The organism is Salimicrobium halophilum, assembly GCF_900100295.1.
Taxonomy (GTDB): domain Bacteria; phylum Bacillota; class Bacilli; order Bacillales; family Halobacillaceae; genus Salimicrobium; species Salimicrobium halophilum.
The window spans coordinates 332,877-350,071 of sequence record NZ_FNEV01000002.1 but is presented as its reverse complement, the minus strand read 5'-3'; the positions used below and the strand labels follow the sequence as shown (position 1 = coordinate 350,071).

Annotated in this window: 18 protein-coding genes; 3 read left to right on the top strand and 15 right to left on the bottom strand. The window is 49.1% G+C overall.

The window, feature by feature from the left end; genetic code table 11:
- Positions 1-112: 112 nt before the first annotated feature.
- The 3 genes from BLQ44_RS05330 to BLQ44_RS05320 are packed head-to-tail and all read left to right on the top strand — an operon-like array spanning position 113 to position 1,855.
- Positions 113-1,156, top strand: coding sequence for a PQQ-dependent sugar dehydrogenase (locus BLQ44_RS05330; RefSeq protein WP_093192810.1), 1,044 nt, complete (start codon positions 113-115; stop codon positions 1,154-1,156).
- Between the two features lie 48 nt (positions 1,157-1,204).
- Positions 1,205-1,660 carry a hypothetical protein gene (locus BLQ44_RS05325; RefSeq protein WP_093192808.1) on the top strand — a complete coding sequence of 152 codons (456 nt, stop codon included), beginning with the start codon at positions 1,205-1,207 and terminating at the stop codon, positions 1,658-1,660.
- A 12-nt stretch (positions 1,661-1,672) separates the two neighbouring features.
- A complete protein-coding gene (locus BLQ44_RS05320; RefSeq protein ID WP_093192806.1) occupies positions 1,673-1,855 on the top strand; it encodes a hypothetical protein in 183 nt (60 codons plus the stop codon).
- 29 nt (positions 1,856-1,884) lie between these two features.
- Here the strand turns inward: BLQ44_RS05320 and BLQ44_RS05315 are convergent, their stop codons facing one another.
- The 15 genes from BLQ44_RS05315 to BLQ44_RS05245 form a co-directional block, all read right to left on the bottom strand.
- A complete protein-coding gene (locus BLQ44_RS05315; RefSeq protein WP_093192804.1) occupies positions 1,885-2,619 on the bottom strand; it encodes an SDR family NAD(P)-dependent oxidoreductase in 735 nt (244 codons plus the stop codon).
- Positions 2,620-3,163: 544 nt separating this feature from the next.
- A complete protein-coding gene (locus tag BLQ44_RS05310; RefSeq protein ID WP_093192802.1) occupies positions 3,164-3,487 on the bottom strand; it encodes a DUF4870 domain-containing protein in 324 nt (107 codons plus the stop codon).
- A gap of 28 nt (positions 3,488-3,515) precedes the next feature.
- The gene (locus BLQ44_RS05305; RefSeq protein ID WP_093192800.1) at positions 3,516-4,577 is read right to left on the bottom strand and encodes a branched-chain amino acid aminotransferase; all 1,062 of its coding nucleotides are present in this window, start codon (positions 4,575-4,577) and stop codon (positions 3,516-3,518) included.
- 12 nt (positions 4,578-4,589) lie between these two features.
- The gene (locus tag BLQ44_RS05300; protein WP_093192798.1) at positions 4,590-4,829 is read right to left on the bottom strand and encodes an indolepyruvate ferredoxin oxidoreductase subunit alpha; all 240 of its coding nucleotides are present in this window, start codon (positions 4,827-4,829) and stop codon (positions 4,590-4,592) included.
- 120 nt (positions 4,830-4,949) lie between these two features.
- Positions 4,950-5,771 (bottom strand): ATP-dependent sacrificial sulfur transferase LarE, encoded by an 822-nt coding sequence (gene larE / locus BLQ44_RS05295; protein ID WP_245688100.1) that lies wholly within the window; start codon positions 5,769-5,771, stop codon positions 4,950-4,952.
- A complete protein-coding gene (larC2, locus tag BLQ44_RS05290) occupies positions 5,764-6,249 on the bottom strand; it encodes a nickel pincer cofactor biosynthesis protein LarC2 (RefSeq protein WP_093192794.1) in 486 nt (161 codons plus the stop codon). The genes larE and larC2 overlap by 8 nt, the downstream gene beginning before the upstream one ends.
- 32 nt (positions 6,250-6,281) lie before the next feature.
- The gene (larB, locus tag BLQ44_RS05285) at positions 6,282-7,013 is read right to left on the bottom strand and encodes a nickel pincer cofactor biosynthesis protein LarB (protein ID WP_407690366.1); all 732 of its coding nucleotides are present in this window, start codon (positions 7,011-7,013) and stop codon (positions 6,282-6,284) included.
- A gap of 5 nt (positions 7,014-7,018) precedes the next feature.
- Positions 7,019-8,467, bottom strand: coding sequence for a gluconokinase (locus BLQ44_RS05280; protein ID WP_093192790.1), 1,449 nt, complete (start codon positions 8,465-8,467; stop codon positions 7,019-7,021).
- 15 nt (positions 8,468-8,482) lie between these two features.
- On the bottom strand, positions 8,483-9,748 hold the full coding sequence (locus BLQ44_RS05275) for a nickel pincer cofactor-dependent isomerase, group 22 (RefSeq protein ID WP_093192788.1): 1,266 nt from the start codon (positions 9,746-9,748) through the stop codon (positions 8,483-8,485).
- A 32-nt stretch (positions 9,749-9,780) separates the two neighbouring features.
- Complete coding sequence (locus tag BLQ44_RS05270) at positions 9,781-10,419, bottom strand: HupE/UreJ family protein (protein ID WP_093192786.1); 639 nt, start codon at positions 10,417-10,419, stop codon at positions 9,781-9,783.
- Positions 10,420-10,431: 12 nt separating this feature from the next.
- Entirely contained in the window at positions 10,432-11,271 is an 840-nt protein-coding gene (larC, locus tag BLQ44_RS05265) for a nickel pincer cofactor biosynthesis protein LarC (protein ID WP_093192784.1), read from the bottom strand.
- Position 11,272: 1 nt separating this feature from the next.
- On the bottom strand, positions 11,273-12,682 hold the full coding sequence (gene gndA / locus BLQ44_RS05260) for an NADP-dependent phosphogluconate dehydrogenase (RefSeq protein ID WP_093192782.1): 1,410 nt from the start codon (positions 12,680-12,682) through the stop codon (positions 11,273-11,275).
- A 246-nt stretch (positions 12,683-12,928) separates the two neighbouring features.
- A complete protein-coding gene (gene uidA, locus BLQ44_RS05255) occupies positions 12,929-14,749 on the bottom strand; it encodes a beta-glucuronidase (protein WP_093192780.1) in 1,821 nt (606 codons plus the stop codon).
- Between the two features lie 22 nt (positions 14,750-14,771).
- Positions 14,772-16,250, bottom strand: a complete 1,479-nt coding sequence (locus tag BLQ44_RS05250; protein WP_093192778.1) for an MFS transporter — start codon at positions 16,248-16,250, stop codon at positions 14,772-14,774.
- A 95-nt stretch (positions 16,251-16,345) separates the two neighbouring features.
- Positions 16,346-17,194, bottom strand: coding sequence for an SDR family oxidoreductase (locus tag BLQ44_RS05245; RefSeq protein WP_093192776.1), 849 nt, complete (start codon positions 17,192-17,194; stop codon positions 16,346-16,348).
- Position 17,195: the final 1 nt, after the last annotated feature.

The window sequence follows — 17,195 nt, the reverse complement described above, 5'->3', positions numbered from 1 at the left end:
TTTACATGATACGCATTATGAGAGTGTTCAGCAACCGAATCGGTTCACAGTCGGGCGAAATCGTTTACATTACAGATAATATCTGCTATGTTACGTGAAAAAGGAGAGCGCCATGAGATCCATCATTTTCTTTCTATTTATATTCATAGCCGCTTGCAGTTCGGGTGAACAGGAACCCACTTCTTCCACCGCGGAAAAGGAAAATGCTGAACCTCTGGAACAGGGCATACTTGCGACGAATTTCAATACGCCCTGGTCCATCGCAGCATCCGGAGACGATTTCTATATAACGGAACGGGCGGGAAAACTGTTCCTTGTCAGTGATGCAGGCGAGATCACAGAACAGACCCTCGAGCTTTCCGCTCCCCTCTATACTCGCGGAGAAGCAGGGCTATTAGGTTTCTCTCTCCTCGATGCTGATCAAGGGTATATTTATTATTCCTACAATGCGGGGGATGGACCGCGGAACCGTGTTTCGAAAATAACCAAAACGGATGATACCTGGACGGAGTCGGAAGTCATCATCGATGAAATTCCAGGGGCACGGATCCATAACGGGGGGAGACTGGAGCAGGGTCCGGAAGGCCATCTTTTCATCACTACCGGAGATGCAGCTGATCCGGAATGTGCCCAGGATAAAGAAAGCCTCGCCGGAAAGATTCTTCGTATGAATATCGATGGTAGCGTCCCTGAGGATAATCCGTTTGAAGAGTCGTATGTCTACTCGTATGGCCATCGCAACCCGCAGGGCATCACGTGGACCGAAGACGGTACGATGTACAGTACTGAACACGGGGAGAGTGCGAAAGACGAAATCAATATCATCGAACCCGGTAAAAACTACGGCTGGCCCGTCATCGAAGGAGACGAACAGGCGGAAGGGATGGTAACTCCTTTTTATCATACCGGCAACGATACGTGGGCTCCTTCCGGAATAGATGCTTTTGAAGGCAAGTTATACGTCGCGGCTCTCAGAGGAGAGCGACTTCTTGAAGTGGAACCAGAGTCCCTCGAGATCAACGTTCTTTCTGAGGAATATGGACGCATCCGTGATATCCTCTTCACAGAGGGGTACGGGCACGGAATTACCAGTAACCGTGACGGGCGCGGCAATCCTGAGGAGGAGGACGATGTGTTCTTCCGCTTCACCCCGTAGTTAATCACTCATATTTGTGCTATAATTCGTACGGAATGGAGGGATTATATGCTATCCTTTGAAGAAAAACAGAACATTCTCGATACGTTCACAGAACTCGAGAAGAAAGAAATATCTCTCGGACGAGTCAACTATCACTATGAAGAGAGTTTATATGATAAGAAGAATGTCGTCTATCACCTGCATCCGAACGGAAACGGCTATGTATACGCCGGCATGATCGGAGATGTGGAAACGGATGACCGCGGTATGGTCAATATCCGTGATTTCTCTGAAGAGGAACTGAAGGAAATTGTACAGGACGCAATCGATTCTTTATCCATGACCGATGCTGAGCGAGATCCGCTCCTCGAAGAATGGGAAAACGACGGCGAAGAGCTGCTCGTTCTCATGAAAGAAGATGACGGATTCAACGTCTACGGAGGCGACCGTCTTGAGGGCTCGTTCCGTACCTATGACGAAGCGAGCGACTTTTTGGAGCAGGAAGGATTCAAACGAATTTAGGGGGAGTCCGGTATGGTGATTCGATTCGTTACGGCTTTTATGATTGCGGCCATCCTTTTCGGTCTCATTGCAACATTCGTCCCGCAAGTACTTAACTTTATGTGGCTCGCGATCAGCATTCTGCTCGTTCTCAGCCTCGGCTACTTGGCTATCGCCTACATCCAAAAGACGAAGCAGCTGCTTAAACAGAAATGACGCCCCGGTCCGTACCGGAGCGTCTTTATTTATCGGGCGGTATATCCACCATCAACGAGAAGGCTTGTACCCGTGACGAAGCTCGCATCATCCGACGCAAGGAAAAGCACTGCTTTCGCCACCTCCTCTGAACGACCAAGACGACCGATCGGATGCAGGCTGATCAGGTGCTGTTTCATCTCATCATCCAGCTGTTCAAGAAGCGGGGTTTCGATATAACCAGGACATACAGCGTTCACCCGGATATGTTCCTGAGCATATTCGATTCCAAGGGTTCTCGTCAGGTTCACGACCGCACCTTTGGAAGCGGAATAAGGACTTGTCTGCGCCTGTCCGACATGTCCAAGAATGGAAGCGGTATTGATGATACTGCCTCCTCCGCTTTCTTTCATCGCTTTCACCGCGTGTTTCGCCCCGTAAAAAACTCCGTCCAGGTTGATCGAAAGCACCTGCTTCCAGTCTTCAGCAGAAAGCTCATGCGTAGGAGAAAGGGATCCAATCCCTGCGTTACTGAATAGAATATCAAGTTTCCCGAATTGATCGACCGCTTTTTGGATCAGCTTTTCGACATCCTCTTCTTTTGCTACATCCGCATGCTGATATACCGTCGCATCGCCGAGTTCCTTAGCCAGAGCCTGCCCCTTTTCATCATTGACGTCAGAGATCACGACTTTTGCGCCTTCTTCTACGAAAAGCCGAACCGTATGTTCCCCGATTCCGCTGCTTCCACCTGTCACGACAGCTACCTTGTCCTTCAAACGCATCCAAATCCCTCCTTAAGTATCGTACACCCTTTATTATAATCTCGATTTCATGAAAACGCTATCAGGGAAAACCCTTAAAAAAAAGTGGAGACACCTTGCTCAGCCCTTCTCGCATAAGTGAAAATCAACCTAAAGAAACGTATTTCTTCTTTATGGTTGGTTTTCACTTATGTCGCTAAGGGCTAGGTGTTACAACTAGACATGAAAAGTGGAGAAGGCCCGATTAGAAACTTCAGTATTAAGGAGTTTCTGGCCTTTGCAGCTAGCCCTTAAAAGAAAAGTGGAGACACCTTTTTTTCTCCAGATGAATTGGTCCCACAGCGGAAACGAACCGTTGAGTGAATCCACCAACACACGAATGTACCGCAAAAATAGTTACAAATCGCTCATCAGGCTAAACCATTCACGAACGGTTCCATGCAATAGAAACGAACCACTCAAGCTTCCTTTTCAAATCGTGAACGTACCGCAAATCTCCTGAAACTAGGGACAACACAGGAAATTGCACAAAAAAATCCCGGAGATGAACTCCGGGTTTACTAACTTATTTTATGAAATGGATCACTAATGGAAAACGATACTCTTCTCCACCATAAGCTTTCACCATAGCAATAATCGTAAAAATGAAAGCGGCGATACCGACAACAATCAGCAGAATAATCCCCACCAACAACAGTACGAGAATACCGCTGATGATTGTATAGATCGTATACGACAGGAAGAAATTCAGGTACTCTTTGCCGTGGTAATCGACGAATGGAGATTCTTCCCGCTTGATCAGCCAGATGATCAATGGACCGAGGACGGGGAAAAACAGACTGATCAAATAAATGAGCATCGCAAACAGTCGTTCATCGTTCGTAGGCATGGGACTCCCCTTTCTGAATGAGAAGTGATTACACGTTCACACTCCATCCCTTAGTATCTTCTCTCTCTCCTAATTGAATTCCCGTTATTTCATCGTACAAACGTTTCGCGAGCGGTCCGACTTCTTCATCATTGATGGTCATCGTATTCCCCAGCCAGTCAAGGCGTCCCACCGGAGAAATGACAGCAGCCGTTCCTGCTCCGAATGCTTCTTCAAGCTTCCCTTCTTCGTAGTACTGATACAATTCCGCTACGGAGATCTTTCTCTCTTCCACCGGAATGTCCCAATCCTTCAGAAGCTCGAGGACCGACATACGCGTCACCCCTTCCAGTATACTCCCGCTGAGGGCCGGAGTGACCACTTTCCCGTCGATTTTGAAAAAGATGTTCATGCTTCCGACTTCTTCGATGTAACGCTTTTCTACACCATCGAGCCAAAGGACATCGGCATGACCTTCCTGCTTCGCGTTCGCCTGGGCGCGGTAGGCCGCGGAATAGTTCCCGGCCGTCTTCGCAGCACCGGTTCCGCCTTTCACCGCGCGCGTGAATTCATCTTCTACTTTGATCCGTACAGGCTTCATGCCTCCGGCAAAATAAGGACCTACCGGGGAAAGAATGACCATCAGTTTGTACGTTTTCGAAGGTGCTACTGCCAGATTCGGTTCTGTCGAAATAATGAATGGACGAATGTACAGAGAGGTCCCTTCAAACTCCGGCACCCAGTCTTTCTCAATCTCCACGAGCTGCTTGATATAACCGAGCACTTCCTCTTCATCGATTTCAGGGATACTCATCCTGCGGTTCGATTTATTCAGGCGCTGCATGTTTTTATCCGGGCGGAACAGAAGCGTTCCCCCATCTTTCGTGCGGTACGCTTTCAACCCTTCAAAAACTGTTTGTCCGTAGTGGAAGATCATTGCCGCCGGATCGAGGGTGATCGGTGCATAAGGAACGATGCGAGGATCATACCATCCTTGCCCTTCTTCGTAGTCCATTACAAACATATGATCTGTAAACACCTGTCCGAACGGGATCTTTTTCGATTCCGGTTTCTGTTTTAAGCTTTCTGCCTTTTCGATTCTGATGGACATAGCTATCTCCTCCTACCTGTTCTCAAAAAATTGTTCCGCTTTCTTCAAATACTCTTCGTCTCCGGGGGTGAGATCGAATTCTTCCACGATCGCCGCCACCGGACACTGCATGACACACATTCCGCAGTCGATGCACGTATTCGGATTTATGTAAAACTGATCTTCCCCTTCTTCGATGCAATCCACCGGACATACATCCACACACTCTCCGGATTTCTCGCTCATGCATGGACTCGTGATGACAAAAGCCACGACGCTCCCCTCCTTTTTTTGTTCGAAAAATTGCTAAAGGCTTTTCGCCAAGAATTTCTTCTATTCCGTTTATTCTAACACAGACAGACGAAAAAAATCAGGACGGGAGACCCGACCTGATTATCCGACACTCGTCGTATTCTTCTTGTCTTCTAACACTTCGTTCATGCTGCCTGTGCGGTAGCCGTCAAGATCGATGGAAATATAGGAAAACCCGAGCGACCGAAGCTTCATGAGCACCTGATCCTTCTTCTGCATCAGAGACAACATTTCGACCGGACGGACTTCGACACGCGCGAGTTCCCCGTGGTGACGGACGCGTACGATTTTGAAGCCGAGACTTTGGATGAAACGCTCTGCCTGGTCGACCTGGGTGATCTTCTGACGATCGATCGGCGTGCCGTAGGGGATCCGGGAAGCGAGGGAACAGGATGCCGGTTTATCCCAGACAGGAATGTCCAGCGCTTTGGATAATTCACGGATTTCCTGTTTGTACATGCCGACTTCCTGGATAGGACTTCTCACTCCGGCTTCCGTACGTGCCCTCATACCAGGGCGGAAGTCATCTTCGTCGTCTTTGATCATTCCATCTAAGACGTACGAGAATCCGAATGTTTCCGCTGTTTCGTTCAATGCTTTATACAGCATTTTCTTACTGTAATACCAGCTCTCCGGTGTGTTATTCACGATGTTCTCATCTTCGAGTTCGCGCATACTGACGCGGTGGACCGGCACGCCCATTTCTTCTGCGAGACGGACGGCACCATCGAACTCCTCCTGACGGAACAACTCCGATGCGACCACTACTGCAAGCACGTTGTCAGAGCCGAGCTCATCTTGTGCCCGTTTCAGAAGAAAGCTGCTGTCGACCCCGCCTGAGAAAGCGACGACCACTTTTTCCATACTTCTGAGCAGCGTCCCTAATTGTTCGTTCTTACTCATACTCTTCTCCTCCTTCATAGGACTCTATCGATTTCCACACTTCCTGATACACCACTTTGAGAGGAACCTTTTCCTTCTTCGCTATCGTTCTGCATTCTTCGTATTCAGGAGCCAGTTGAAAAACTTCTCCGTTCTTCAGGCCGACTTTCACTGGCACGGGACCGAATTTCGTTTCCACCGTTTTGAACTTTCTCTCGGATCGTTCTACCGTCAGCGGATGATAGCGGATCCCAAGCGTCGTCGTTTCCCGAAGAATCACTTCCTTCATTATATCAAGTTCTTCCTCGCTACATAAGACCTGTAAGAGAACGCCCGGCCGATTCTTCTTCATATAGATCGGCGTATAATAGACATCGTTCGCCCCCTTGTCGAAAAGCTCCTCCATCACGAAGCCGAGCCATTCACCGGGAGTATCATCGAGGTTGACTTCGATTTTCATCATTTTATCATCGATATGGTACTCGTCCTCGGCTTTCATGATTTACAGAGCTCCTTTCTTACCCAAGATGATCAGCTACCCGCCATTTTTTCAATCATGACTGCATTATACGCTGCTCCGAAACCGTTATCAATGTTCACGACACTGATGCCCGAAGAGCAGGAATTGAGCATCGAAAGTAAGGCAGAGACACCTCCGAAGTTCGCGCCGTATCCGACACTCGTCGGCACCGCGAGCACCGGATGAGCAACAAGTCCTCCGACGACACTCGGCAGGGCCCCTTCCATTCCGGCGACTACGATCGACACGCGAGCGGCTCGTATTCTTTCGATTTCTCCAAGTAACCTGTGCAACCCGGCTACGCCTACGTCATATACGCGCTCGACTCTTACACCGAATACTTCAGCCGTAATCGCGGCTTCTTCTGCTACCGCTAAATCAGACGTTCCGGCACAGACGACCGCGATATAATGCTCGGTGTCTTCTAGTGGCTTCTTTTTATAAACCGTTCCTGATCGCTCGTCGAACGTGCAGTCGTCGTGTACCTCGACGATCTTCCGCCCCTTTTCTTCGTCGATTCTGGTCGCGAGCAATACTTCTGAATGTTCTTTCAGAGATCGGAAAATACGGATGATTTCATCAGCGGTTTTCCCTTCTCCGTACACGACTTCCGGGAAGCCTGTCCGCTCTTGTCGTTGCCGATCGACTTTCGCAAACCCGAGATTATCGTAGCTCGTAAGTTTTACTTTCGCTTGTTCTGCTGAGAGTTCTCCCGCCTCAAGCGCTTGTAGTATGTCATCCATCCCAATCATCCTCTCTGGACGAGTCGATGATACTTTTTGAATACGTTTTGATAGACTTCATGTCTATCCCTATCATAGTTGATCACTTCACTTACAGGGGAGTATTCACGTATCGCTTCATAGGATTCCGCATAGCCGGCACCGACAAGAGCCGTCCACGCAGCTCCCCAGGCGGCACTGTGGTGGGTCTCAGAAAGCTCTACGTCATGGCCGAAAACATCGGCGAGTATCTGAACGAACAGACGGGATTTCGAAAGCCCTCCGTTCATTCGGATCCGCTTCGGCTCCCCGGCCATCCGCTCCACCGATTGGCCGATGTGATACAGGTTAAACGCGATACCTTCAAGACAAGCTCTTACGAAATGAGGTTGCTTGTGCTGAATGGATAAGTTGTGAAAACTTCCGCGAGCTCCCTGGTCCCAGACTGGAGAACGCTCCCCATTCACATGGGGGATGAACAGTACACCATCCGCTCCTGGTGCTACGTCTTCAGCAAGAGCTGTGAGTTCGGTTGTCGTACCCTGGAAGCCCATCACTTCTTTGATCCACTGCAAAATGATTCCGCCGTTGTTCGTAGGACCGCCGACGATGAAAGAGTCCTTCTCAAATGCATACGTGAACGTTTCCCTGTCTTTATCGATAGAAGGATTCTTCGCGAACTGGCGGATCGCTCCACTCGTACCTGCGGAAATCGCGACTTCTCCCGGCGCAATCGCCCCATCCCCAAGGTTGGCGAGCTGCCCGTCACAGGCGCCGAGGTAAAAAGGAACCCCTTCCGGCAACCCGACCTCTCCGGCGATCTCCGTATTGATCAGAGACAGTTTCGTATCCGGAGCTGCAATCGGGTTTAGCATCCCTTTGTCGATCCCGGCGATTCCAAGCGCCTGTTCATCCCAGTCACTTTCCTGGATATTATACATCCCCGTCGCAGAAGCCATCGAATAATCCGTAACCTTATCTCCGAACCAGCTGTAAATGATATATTCTTTCAGGGAACGAACGCCTTTCGCTTTTCTATACGCTTCCGTCTCCGCCCGCTTATGGTGGAATAGTTTCACCAGCGGCGTCATCGGGTGAATCGGCGTTCCTGTCTTTTCATAGATCGTTTCCTTCATCGGAAAAGCTTCGACATCTTCCAGACTCCTCGCATCCGACCAGAGAGCTGCATGCGACAGAGGTCGTTCCTCACCATCTACGAATAGGAAGGAGTGCATCGCTGCCGAGAACCCTCCTGCCAGAATACGCGACTTATCTATATTTTCCATAAGCGAGGTCAGGGCAAGTCTCGCCTTCTCCTCTACATCTATAGGATCCTGCTCTGCTGCACCATCAAAAGGATGGAGCGTCTCGAGCTTCTCTTCCGTTTCCTTGACGACTTTCCCATTCGTTTCGAAAAGGACGGCTTTTGCGCTTGTCGTACCTATATCGAGTCCTATCACTAATCCTTCTTGCATTTCCTCCACCACCGTTTACCGTAAATTCCCGTCCTTGAAGGGAAGGTCATACAGTTCAGATACCTGCTTCGTTTCTTCGTTGTCCGACACGTCCTGAAGCATCACTTCCGATACTTCGATCTCACCGATCTCGAGCGTATTCTTGATACGGACCATGCGAACGTTCGTGAAATCGAGGATGTTACACGTTTTGATCGCTGCCTGGATCGCTTCCCTGTCATTCTCCATCGCTGTGGAAATATGGGTAGGACCGACGACCGTCGAAGTGAGACCGTTTGCATAAGTGGCATGACGATCCATCTTATCGACGACGCGCTCCGTCGTGAAGTCGGCGGTTCCGACTCCGTTGGCATTGCCACCGGTTTCCTTCGTCAGATCGAGTATCACCATTTTGGTGACATCCGGTCCTCCATGGGCATAAGGGGTAGGATAACGTCCCGTAATGTTCGGGTCCATTCCATCTCCGCTTATATTCTTTCCGATTTCATCGATGATAAGGACATCGATCTGATCGAAGAAAATTTTCGGCAACGATTCCTTCGCTAGCTGTTGCAGCTCTTTCTCTTTTTCGTAGACATCTTCGGGCATCATCACTTCGAGACGCTTCACCTTATCGAACGCGTTCTCCACCGTAGCCACGGCAAATAGAATAGGCATACGTTTCATCGTAATCTCTGCCATCTGCGGGACATGCTCATGCATGTGCTTGAATCCGAGCTGGTGACACGTTTCCGCACCCCTCTGCTTGCCGAGGCCGATGGATATCATTTTCATAATACCACTCTCGACCGGACCACGAAAGGCAGTATGTGGTTTCACCCGGTTCAGCACGACGATGCCGTCCGATTCAGAAGCCAGTTTATCAATGAAAATCGGAAGCCCTTTGTCCAGTTCTCCCACTTTCACGACTTCCATGGAAGAATGGATCGGCGCCCCTACGGCTTCTTCCGTGACGCCGAGGTGTTCAAGTACTTCCTTCTGTCCTTCCGCGGTAGCCCCGCCGTGACTCCCCATGCTGGGAACGATGAAAGGTTCAGCACCGAGGTCCTTCAAAAAACGGATAGTTCCTTCGGTCATTTCCACCAACTTGTCGATGCCGCGGCTGCCTACAGCTACAGCGATCTTCATTCCCGGTTCTATTTTCGAAGTGTCCACTTCCTCTTCAAGCTTTCGTTTCAGTTCATGTTCAAAATGCTGAAGTTCCGTTTTGTCGAAATTCTGCTCCACTTTCGCCATCTTCGGAAGTGGGATATCTTTGACGAGATCGTGTAAAATCCCCATAACCTTTCCCCTCCTTTTCCTAATGCTCCGAATCAGGAGAACCATAACTGAAATAGTCCGTCCTCAATTCCGAGACCGTACATGTAGTACACACCGAAAACGAGACTGACAGCGCCTGTGACTTGTACGAGGCGATGATTCAACTTCTCTTTGTGCTTCGTCAGCATAAAAGGGATGCCGAGCAAGGTCGTGAACAAAAGCATTCCTACCACAGTCCCTACCCCGAAAATGAGAATGTAGACGCCTGCAAGTACGATACTGTCCACCATGCTCATCGTCGCAATGATCATCGCTCCGCTTCCCGCAAGCCCGTGGATGAAACCGATGAACATCGATTTGGAATTTTTGCGCGGAGCGCTCGCTTCCTTCTGCTTCTTGTAAAAGATAAGAGCCTGAATGCCGAGATAAACGAGCATCACCCCTACAAGGAACTCCAGAGACATCGCCCAGGTTTCGGGAATGCTCCCTTTCATCACTATAAAACTTATACCTACAAGGAACAATGTCGCCGTATGACCGATACCCCAATACACACCGGCGAGTGACGAACGGATCCATTTGTCACTTTCACTGGCGATGGTGGATACAGCGATGATATGGTCCGGTTCAATCGCATGCTTGATCCCGAGAAAAAAACCTACGGCGAATACAGCCAACAGTCCTGCTTCCATATTACTCCCTCCTCAATTATCTCCGATCATGACACGTAGGACATTCGGATGGTCTTCAAACGTTTTTGTACCTGCTCCGTATCCGATTCTTTCGACGGTCATCGGAGGTATCGTACGGAACTCGTCGACGAGAGCTTTGATGATCCCCGCTCCCGTAGGTGTCGTCAGTTCCGCTTTCAAACTGCTTTCTTTCAAAGGAACCCCTTTCAGACATTCAAGCGTCGCCGGGGCCGGAACCGGATAGGTTCCGTGGTCGATATGAATATGACCGGATCCGGTAGGCACCGGGGAAGAAACTATCCGATCTACCTGCAGATCCTCGATCAGAATAGCCGCTCCTACGATATCGATGATGGAATCGACGGCACCGACTTCGTGGAAATGAACGTCCTCAAGAGCCATGCCGTGGATCTTCCCTTCCGCATAGCCGATGATTTCGAAAATTTTAAGCGCTTTCTCTTTTACCGTAGGAGCCAGTTGGGAATCTTCGATCATCGTTTTGATGTCTTTATACGAAAGATGATGGTGATGCCCGTGAGCGTGTCCGTGGCTATGGCCATGATGGTGATGGTGGTTGTACTCATGATGATGCCCGTGGTGATGATCATGACTATGCTCGTGATCGTGGTTAGACGTTCCATTTGTTTGTTCAGACAACAAACCAACTGTAAACAAACCACTCATGATTCCATTTTTATTCACCTTCGTATACCCTAGTTCATATTCATCTTCAAATGATAGCTTGGCGAGTTCAGCTTCTAATTTATGAAAATCTCCCCCGGCATCGAGGAGAGCGGCGATCGTCATGTCGCCGCTGATGCCGGAGAAGCAATCAAAATATAATGTCTTCATCTTACTTCAGCCACTCCGTATGGAACGTTCCTTCTTTATCTTTACGCTTGTACGTGTGTGCACCGAAGTAGTCACGCTGAGCCTGGATCAGGTTCGCCGGAAGGTCCGCTGTACGGTAGCTATCATAATAAGCGATAGCACTCTGCAAGGTCGGTACAGCAATTCCATTTTTCACAGCGACACTTACGACTTCACGAAGCGCACCCTGATAATCTTCTACGATACCTTTGAAATACTCGTCGAGAAGCAGGTTGTTCAGTTCCGGTTCACGGTCGTACGCTTCTTTGATCTTCTGCAGGAAACGGGCACGGATGATACAGCCGCCTCTCCAGATCATAGCGATATCTCCGTAGTTCAAGTCCCAACCGTACTCTTCACTCGCCTGACGCATCTGAGCGAATCCTTGAGCGTAAGAAGCGATTTTGCTCATGTAAAGCGCTTTTCGGATCGCTTCGATGAGTTCCTTTCTATCTCCGTCATAAGAGATTTCAGGGCCGGAGAATACTTTGCTTGCTTCTACGCGCTCTTCTTTCAAAGAAGAGATGAAACGGGCGAATACAGACTCTGTAATCAGAGGAAGCGGAACCCCAAGGTCCAAAGCGTTCTTGCTCGTCCATTTACCTGTTCCCTTCTGACCAGCAGAATCAAGAATCACGTCGACCATCGGTTTGCCGGTATCGTCATCCTTTTTCGTAAAGATGTCCGCAGTGATTTCCATAAGGTAGGAATCGAGCTCTCCTTCGTTCCACTCTTTGAACGTTTCATGTAACTCATCTGCATCCATTCCAAGCACATCTTTCAATAATACATATGCTTCTGAGATCAGCTGCATGTCCCCATATTCGATACCGTTATGGACCATCTTGACGAAGTGCCCAGCCCCGTTCGGACCGATATACGTCGTGCACGAGTCGCCGTCGACTTTTGCGGAAATGTCTTCAAAAATCGGACGAACGAGCTCATAAGCTTCTTTCTGACCGCCAGGCATGATGGACGGTCCTTTCAATGCTCCTTCTTCTCCGCCAGAAACGCCGGTACCGATGAAGTGAATGCCGGATTCCGCAAGCTCTTCATTCCTGCGCATCGTTTCTTCATAAAGGGTATTCCCGCCGTCGATCAGCACGTCCCCTTTATCCAGGTGAGGCAGCAGAGACTGGATTGTAGCGTCTGTCGCCGGTCCTGCTTTGACCATCAGCATGATTTTACGCGGGGTCTCCAGAGAGTTGACGAATTCTTCGACCGTCTCTGCCCCTGTGAAGTTCTTACCCTTCGCTTCATTATTGAGAAACTCTTCTGTTTTCTCATACGTGCGGTTGAATACAGCTACGGAATAGCCGCGGCTTTCGACATTCATCGCAAGATTCTTACCCATGACCGCCAGACCTATGACTCCGAATTGTGATTTGGACATAATCATACTCCTTTTCTCGTTCGTTTAATTTGTTTGTTTACTAAACAAACAATATCAGTTACTTATATAATATATGTAACCGCTTCATTTTTCAAGGGTTTTCTCGATTTTACTCGTGAAAACTGATAGTATCTACTTTACCATAAATAAAAACATTTTTCAGAATAGATCCGTCTGTACAAAATCATTTCTATAATTCCCCTACGCATGAAAAAAATCGCCCGCATCTACTACGGGCGATTTCTCTTACTTAACTTTTTCCTTTTGGGATTTGTAATGGTAATGAGGGATACCTTTCCATCGTTCTTTCATATAGTAAGCCGCGGCTTTCGGCTGACGTTCTCTAGAGAAGATCCCTTTCTTATTTCCCTGGACGCGGATGACCCCAGGACTCGTTTCGAAGTCGGCGAAGTTCCAGATGTGCTCTCCGATGAAGTTCTCCGATTCATCGAAGACTTCATGGTTCGCTTCAAGGAACATCTCCTGGTATTCTTCGGTGAACATGATCGGATCGATCGCATGGAAGCCGGATATCGTGTCCGCTCCATACTCCGTCATAATGACCGGTTTTCCTGGATGAAGCTCCGCCCACTTGTCGAGCTCTTCTTTCAGCTTCACTTTCGCCACTTCCAGGTTGCCACCATAGACGTACCAGCCATAGTAGCGGTTGATGGAAATGACGTCGACGTACGGGGAAATCTTACATTCTCCCGGAGGTGCCATAAGAATGTTGACGATCGTCGTCGGACGCGTTTGAGGATCCACTTCTTTGGCAAGATCGATCAGCGGTTTGAAGTATTCATCCGCTCCCTCTTCGTTCGACGCAGGCTCGTTCGCGATGCTCCACATGACGACACTCGGATGGTTTTTGTCACGGGCGACGAGATCTCTGATAACCTGCTGGTGATGCTCGAAAGTACCGATTTCCTTGAAAGTCTCTCTTCTCTCCGCTCCACCGAGAAGCGAAACAGAGAAGTTCAGGTGAATCCCGACGGCCGGTGTTTCATCGATGACGACAATGCCCTGACGATCGGCAAGACGCATCATCTCTTCCGAATACGGGTAGTGTGCGGTACGGAACGAGTTTGCCCCGATCCATTTCATAAGGTTGAAGTCTAAGACGTTCGCTGCTTCGTCGAATCCCCGACCATGGATATAGGTATCTTCGTGCTTTCCGAAACCTTTGAAGTAGAACGGCTTTCCGTTGATCAGAAATTCGTTGTGAGCGACTTCTACGGTCCTTACGCCGAACGGCTGATCATACTGGTCTACAAGCTCCCCGCCTTCATATAGCTCGACGCGCAGCGTGTAAAGATAAGCATCCATCGGCTCCCACAGGTTGGCATTCTTAATCGTTACCTCTCCGGATAAGCCTTCTCCTCCTGTCACCACCCGGTCTTCTTCGTCAAGAACCTGGATTTTCGCATCCCCGGCTATCCCTTCCGTCTCCACGTCATACTTAACCTTACCGTCTGAACCTTCGATGTCCGGAATAATAGTGATATCCTTCGTGTACGTATGAGGAGTAGAATAGATTTTCACCGGGCGGTGCAGACCTGCGTAATTGAAAAAGTCGAAGTTCGGCTCGTTGGATACGACTTTCCCCAACCCTTCATATTCCTCTTCTTTGTAATTGCCTACCGGTAGCGTCGTTTCATCCAGAATATTGTTCACGGCTACCGTCAATCGATTTTTCCCTGACGTTACGTAATCATTGATTTCCGCTTCAAAAGGAAGGAATCCTCCTTTATGCTCGGTCACTTTCTCCCCGTTCACATATACGTTCGCTTCATGCGTCGCAGATCCGAAACGAAGCACAAGACGCTCCTCTTTCATATAACGGGGAACCTGGAATTCTCTCTCATACCAGACCCAGCCCACATGGTTGCGGATTTCATCGACGACACCGACATCGTTGTAGGACGTCGGCACAGCCATTTCCATCGTATCTTCGAGAGGTTTGTTCTTCCAGCTCTCTGTCAGTGTCTGAGCGGTATCGAGCTTAAAATCCCAAATTCCGTTCAAGTCTATCGTTCCTCTTGTTTCTGTAGTGATTGGATATAGCATGTAAATCTTCTCCCTTCCTTTTTTACATAGCTTCTTCTTTCTTAGCTTCCTTTTTTATTTCCTGGATTCTATCCTGTACTTCTTCCATTTTTTCAGAGTCGAGCTTGTAGAACTTCATTGCAATGAGTGTTGTCAGCCACCCGAGCATCGGCACGCCGAACTGGAGAACGATCGTCATGACAAGGAGCGCTGTCGTCAGTGGTGTATCGACGCCTGGAAATTCATCCTGGAATCCGATAAATGCCAATAGTACCCCGACGATGGCTGGTGCGAGCGACGATACCATTTTGTCCACCAGGGAGAATAAGGTTCCGATCATCCCGGGCACGTAGCGGCCGGATTTGTACGTCTCATAGTCAGCGACATCCGCAATCATCGGAATGACGAGACCGCCGGTGAATGTAGAGATTCCCATACCTATGCCGTAAAGAAGTAGAAACCCTATCGTGACCAGACCGAAGTTACTGAAGGAAATCTGCGTCTGATCGACGAAGAGCAGATACGGAATCAGCGCTGCGAACGAAAGCATCGCTATCGTGGTAAATAGTACGAGCGCCCGTTTCAACCCACGTTTTCTCGCATATACCATCCCTGCCCACACGAGCAACAGTGTCGGTGGGATGATTCCGAGTTGCATCGTTCCACTCAGAGCATAATCACCGAGCCAGATACCGAAGAACATGATCGGAATAGCCGGCTGCCTGAGTACCAGCATAGCGAGTTTGTCGGAGGACGCTGCGATGACAAGCATTTGAAGCGGACGGTTTTCTTTAAGGACCGGCAGATAATCCTTGAACTTCACCTGAAGGTTCTGTGTCTTTCCGAGGCCATAAAATTCTTTTCTGTCCTTCCCGCGGATGGCAATCGCTGCGAGGATCGTGAAGATTGCGCTTAACCCCATCGCATAAGCATTCAGCTCGATGAACAGAGAATACTGATCGAATCCACCGTGCTTAGGCACAAGGTAGTTGGCGACAAGCAGCTGGCCCCCTGTAAAGACGAGGATGATATAGATAGCATCAAATACGGTGAACAATGGACGTTGCTTCGGGTCGTTGGTCAGCACCGTCTGAGCGGCTCTCGTACAGGCGGCCTGAATTGTATAACCTACGATGTAGATGGCATGCATGAGAATGAAGAACGGCAGCTGCCACCCTTCCGGAAGCCGATGCATGATGCCATACATGATGAGGAACGAAGTGATAAGTATTCCATTCCCGATCAGCATGAGGGGCATGAATTTCCCGAATCTCGTTTCCGTCTTGTCGATGATGTAACCGATAATCGGATCGGTAACTCCATCAAAAGCCCTCATACCGGTAAGTACAGCACTTACGACCACAACCCCGAGACCGGCAATCCCTGTAGCGTAATAAGAAATGAATCCGATGGCGAATAAATAGATGTTCGTTGCGGAGTTATTCATGGCGAACAAAGCGATTTGCCAAATCTTTGCCTGGTTGTACTCATAGCCCGTCTTCGTCACGTGTGCATCCGACATAGTTCCACGCTCCTTTTCATTTTTTCCGAAAACTGATACCGCTTACAAATAATTGGTAATAGGAGGACTCACGAAAGTAAGTCCTTCTATTGTCGTCATACGCCTGAATAAGCAGAGAATCCTCCGTCAACGGGAACGACGATGCCGTTGACGAACCCTGAAGACGGGGTGTGTACGAGCCATAGCAGCGTACCGACCAGTTCTTCCGGTTTCCCGAAACGGCCGTCCGGGGTCTGCGATAGAATCTTTTCAGCGCGTTCCGAATAGGAACCGTCTTCGTTGAACAGAAGATCTTTGTTCTGCTCTGTCGAGAAGAATCCTGGAGCAATAGCGTTCACTCTCACTCCAACCTCTGAAAAATAGACGCCAAGCCACTGGGTGAAGTTACTTACTGCCGCTTTCGCTCCACTGTAGGCAGGAATCCGGGTAAGCGGTCGCATCGCATTCATGGAGGATACGTTGATGATTGTCGCCCCCTCCTGATCGATCATGTCCGCTCCGAATACTTGAGAAGGGAGCAGCGTCCCGAGGAAGTTCATATCGAACACCTGGCTGATTGCCTGCTGATCAAGATCGAAGAATGATTTATCCCCTGTTGCATCAGCATTTTTAGGAAAGCGGTCATGAGAAGCCGTCGCTTTCGGGTGATTGCCACCGGCTCCATTGATCAGGATGGAGCAAGGACCTACTTCTTCTTTCACTTTCTTATGGACCCGTTCCAGATCATTTTTATCAAGGACGCTGACGCTGTACCCGTATGCTTCGCCTCCATCGTTATTGATGTCTGCGACGACTTTATCTATTTTTTCCTGGGTTCTGGCGAGAACTACCACTTTCGCCCCTGCCCCCGCAAGCGCTTTCGATAATACCGAACCGAGTACCCCGCTACCGCCGGTGACAACAGCTACTTTTCCTTTTAAATCTATATTGAATGGCAATTGCATC

Coding starts and splice junctions, on each gene's coding strand:
- BLQ44_RS05330 (WP_093192810.1), top strand. CDS start 113: ATGAGATCCATCATTTTCTTTCTATTTATATTCATAGCCGCTTGCAGT.
- BLQ44_RS05325 (WP_093192808.1), top strand. CDS start 1,205: ATGCTATCCTTTGAAGAAAAACAGAACATTCTCGATACGTTCACAGAA.
- BLQ44_RS05320 (WP_093192806.1), top strand. CDS start 1,673: ATGGTGATTCGATTCGTTACGGCTTTTATGATTGCGGCCATCCTTTTC.
- BLQ44_RS05315 (WP_093192804.1), bottom strand. CDS start 2,619: ATGCGTTTGAAGGACAAGGTAGCTGTCGTGACAGGTGGAAGCAGCGGA.
- BLQ44_RS05310 (WP_093192802.1), bottom strand. CDS start 3,487: ATGCCTACGAACGATGAACGACTGTTTGCGATGCTCATTTATTTGATC.
- BLQ44_RS05305 (WP_093192800.1), bottom strand. CDS start 4,577: ATGTCCATCAGAATCGAAAAGGCAGAAAGCTTAAAACAGAAACCGGAA.
- larE (WP_245688100.1), bottom strand. CDS start 5,771: ATGAGTAAGAACGAACAATTAGGGACGCTGCTCAGAAGTATGGAAAAA.
- larC2 (WP_093192794.1), bottom strand. CDS start 6,249: ATGAAAGCCGAGGACGAGTACCATATCGATGATAAAATGATGAAAATC.
- larB (WP_407690366.1), bottom strand. CDS start 7,013: ATGGATGACATACTACAAGCGCTTGAGGCGGGAGAACTCTCAGCAGAA.
- BLQ44_RS05280 (WP_093192790.1), bottom strand. CDS start 8,467: ATGCAAGAAGGATTAGTGATAGGACTCGATATAGGTACGACAAGCGCA.
- BLQ44_RS05275 (WP_093192788.1), bottom strand. CDS start 9,748: ATGGGGATTTTACACGATCTCGTCAAAGATATCCCACTTCCGAAGATG.
- BLQ44_RS05270 (WP_093192786.1), bottom strand. CDS start 10,419: ATGGAAGCAGGACTGTTGGCTGTATTCGCCGTAGGTTTTTTTCTCGGG.
- larC (WP_093192784.1), bottom strand. CDS start 11,271: ATGAAGACATTATATTTTGATTGCTTCTCCGGCATCAGCGGCGACATG.
- gndA (WP_093192782.1), bottom strand. CDS start 12,682: ATGTCCAAATCACAATTCGGAGTCATAGGTCTGGCGGTCATGGGTAAG.
- uidA (WP_093192780.1), bottom strand. CDS start 14,749: ATGCTATATCCAATCACTACAGAAACAAGAGGAACGATAGACTTGAAC.
- BLQ44_RS05250 (WP_093192778.1), bottom strand. CDS start 16,250: ATGTCGGATGCACACGTGACGAAGACGGGCTATGAGTACAACCAGGCA.
- BLQ44_RS05245 (WP_093192776.1), bottom strand. CDS start 17,194: ATGCAATTGCCATTCAATATAGATTTAAAAGGAAAAGTAGCTGTTGTC.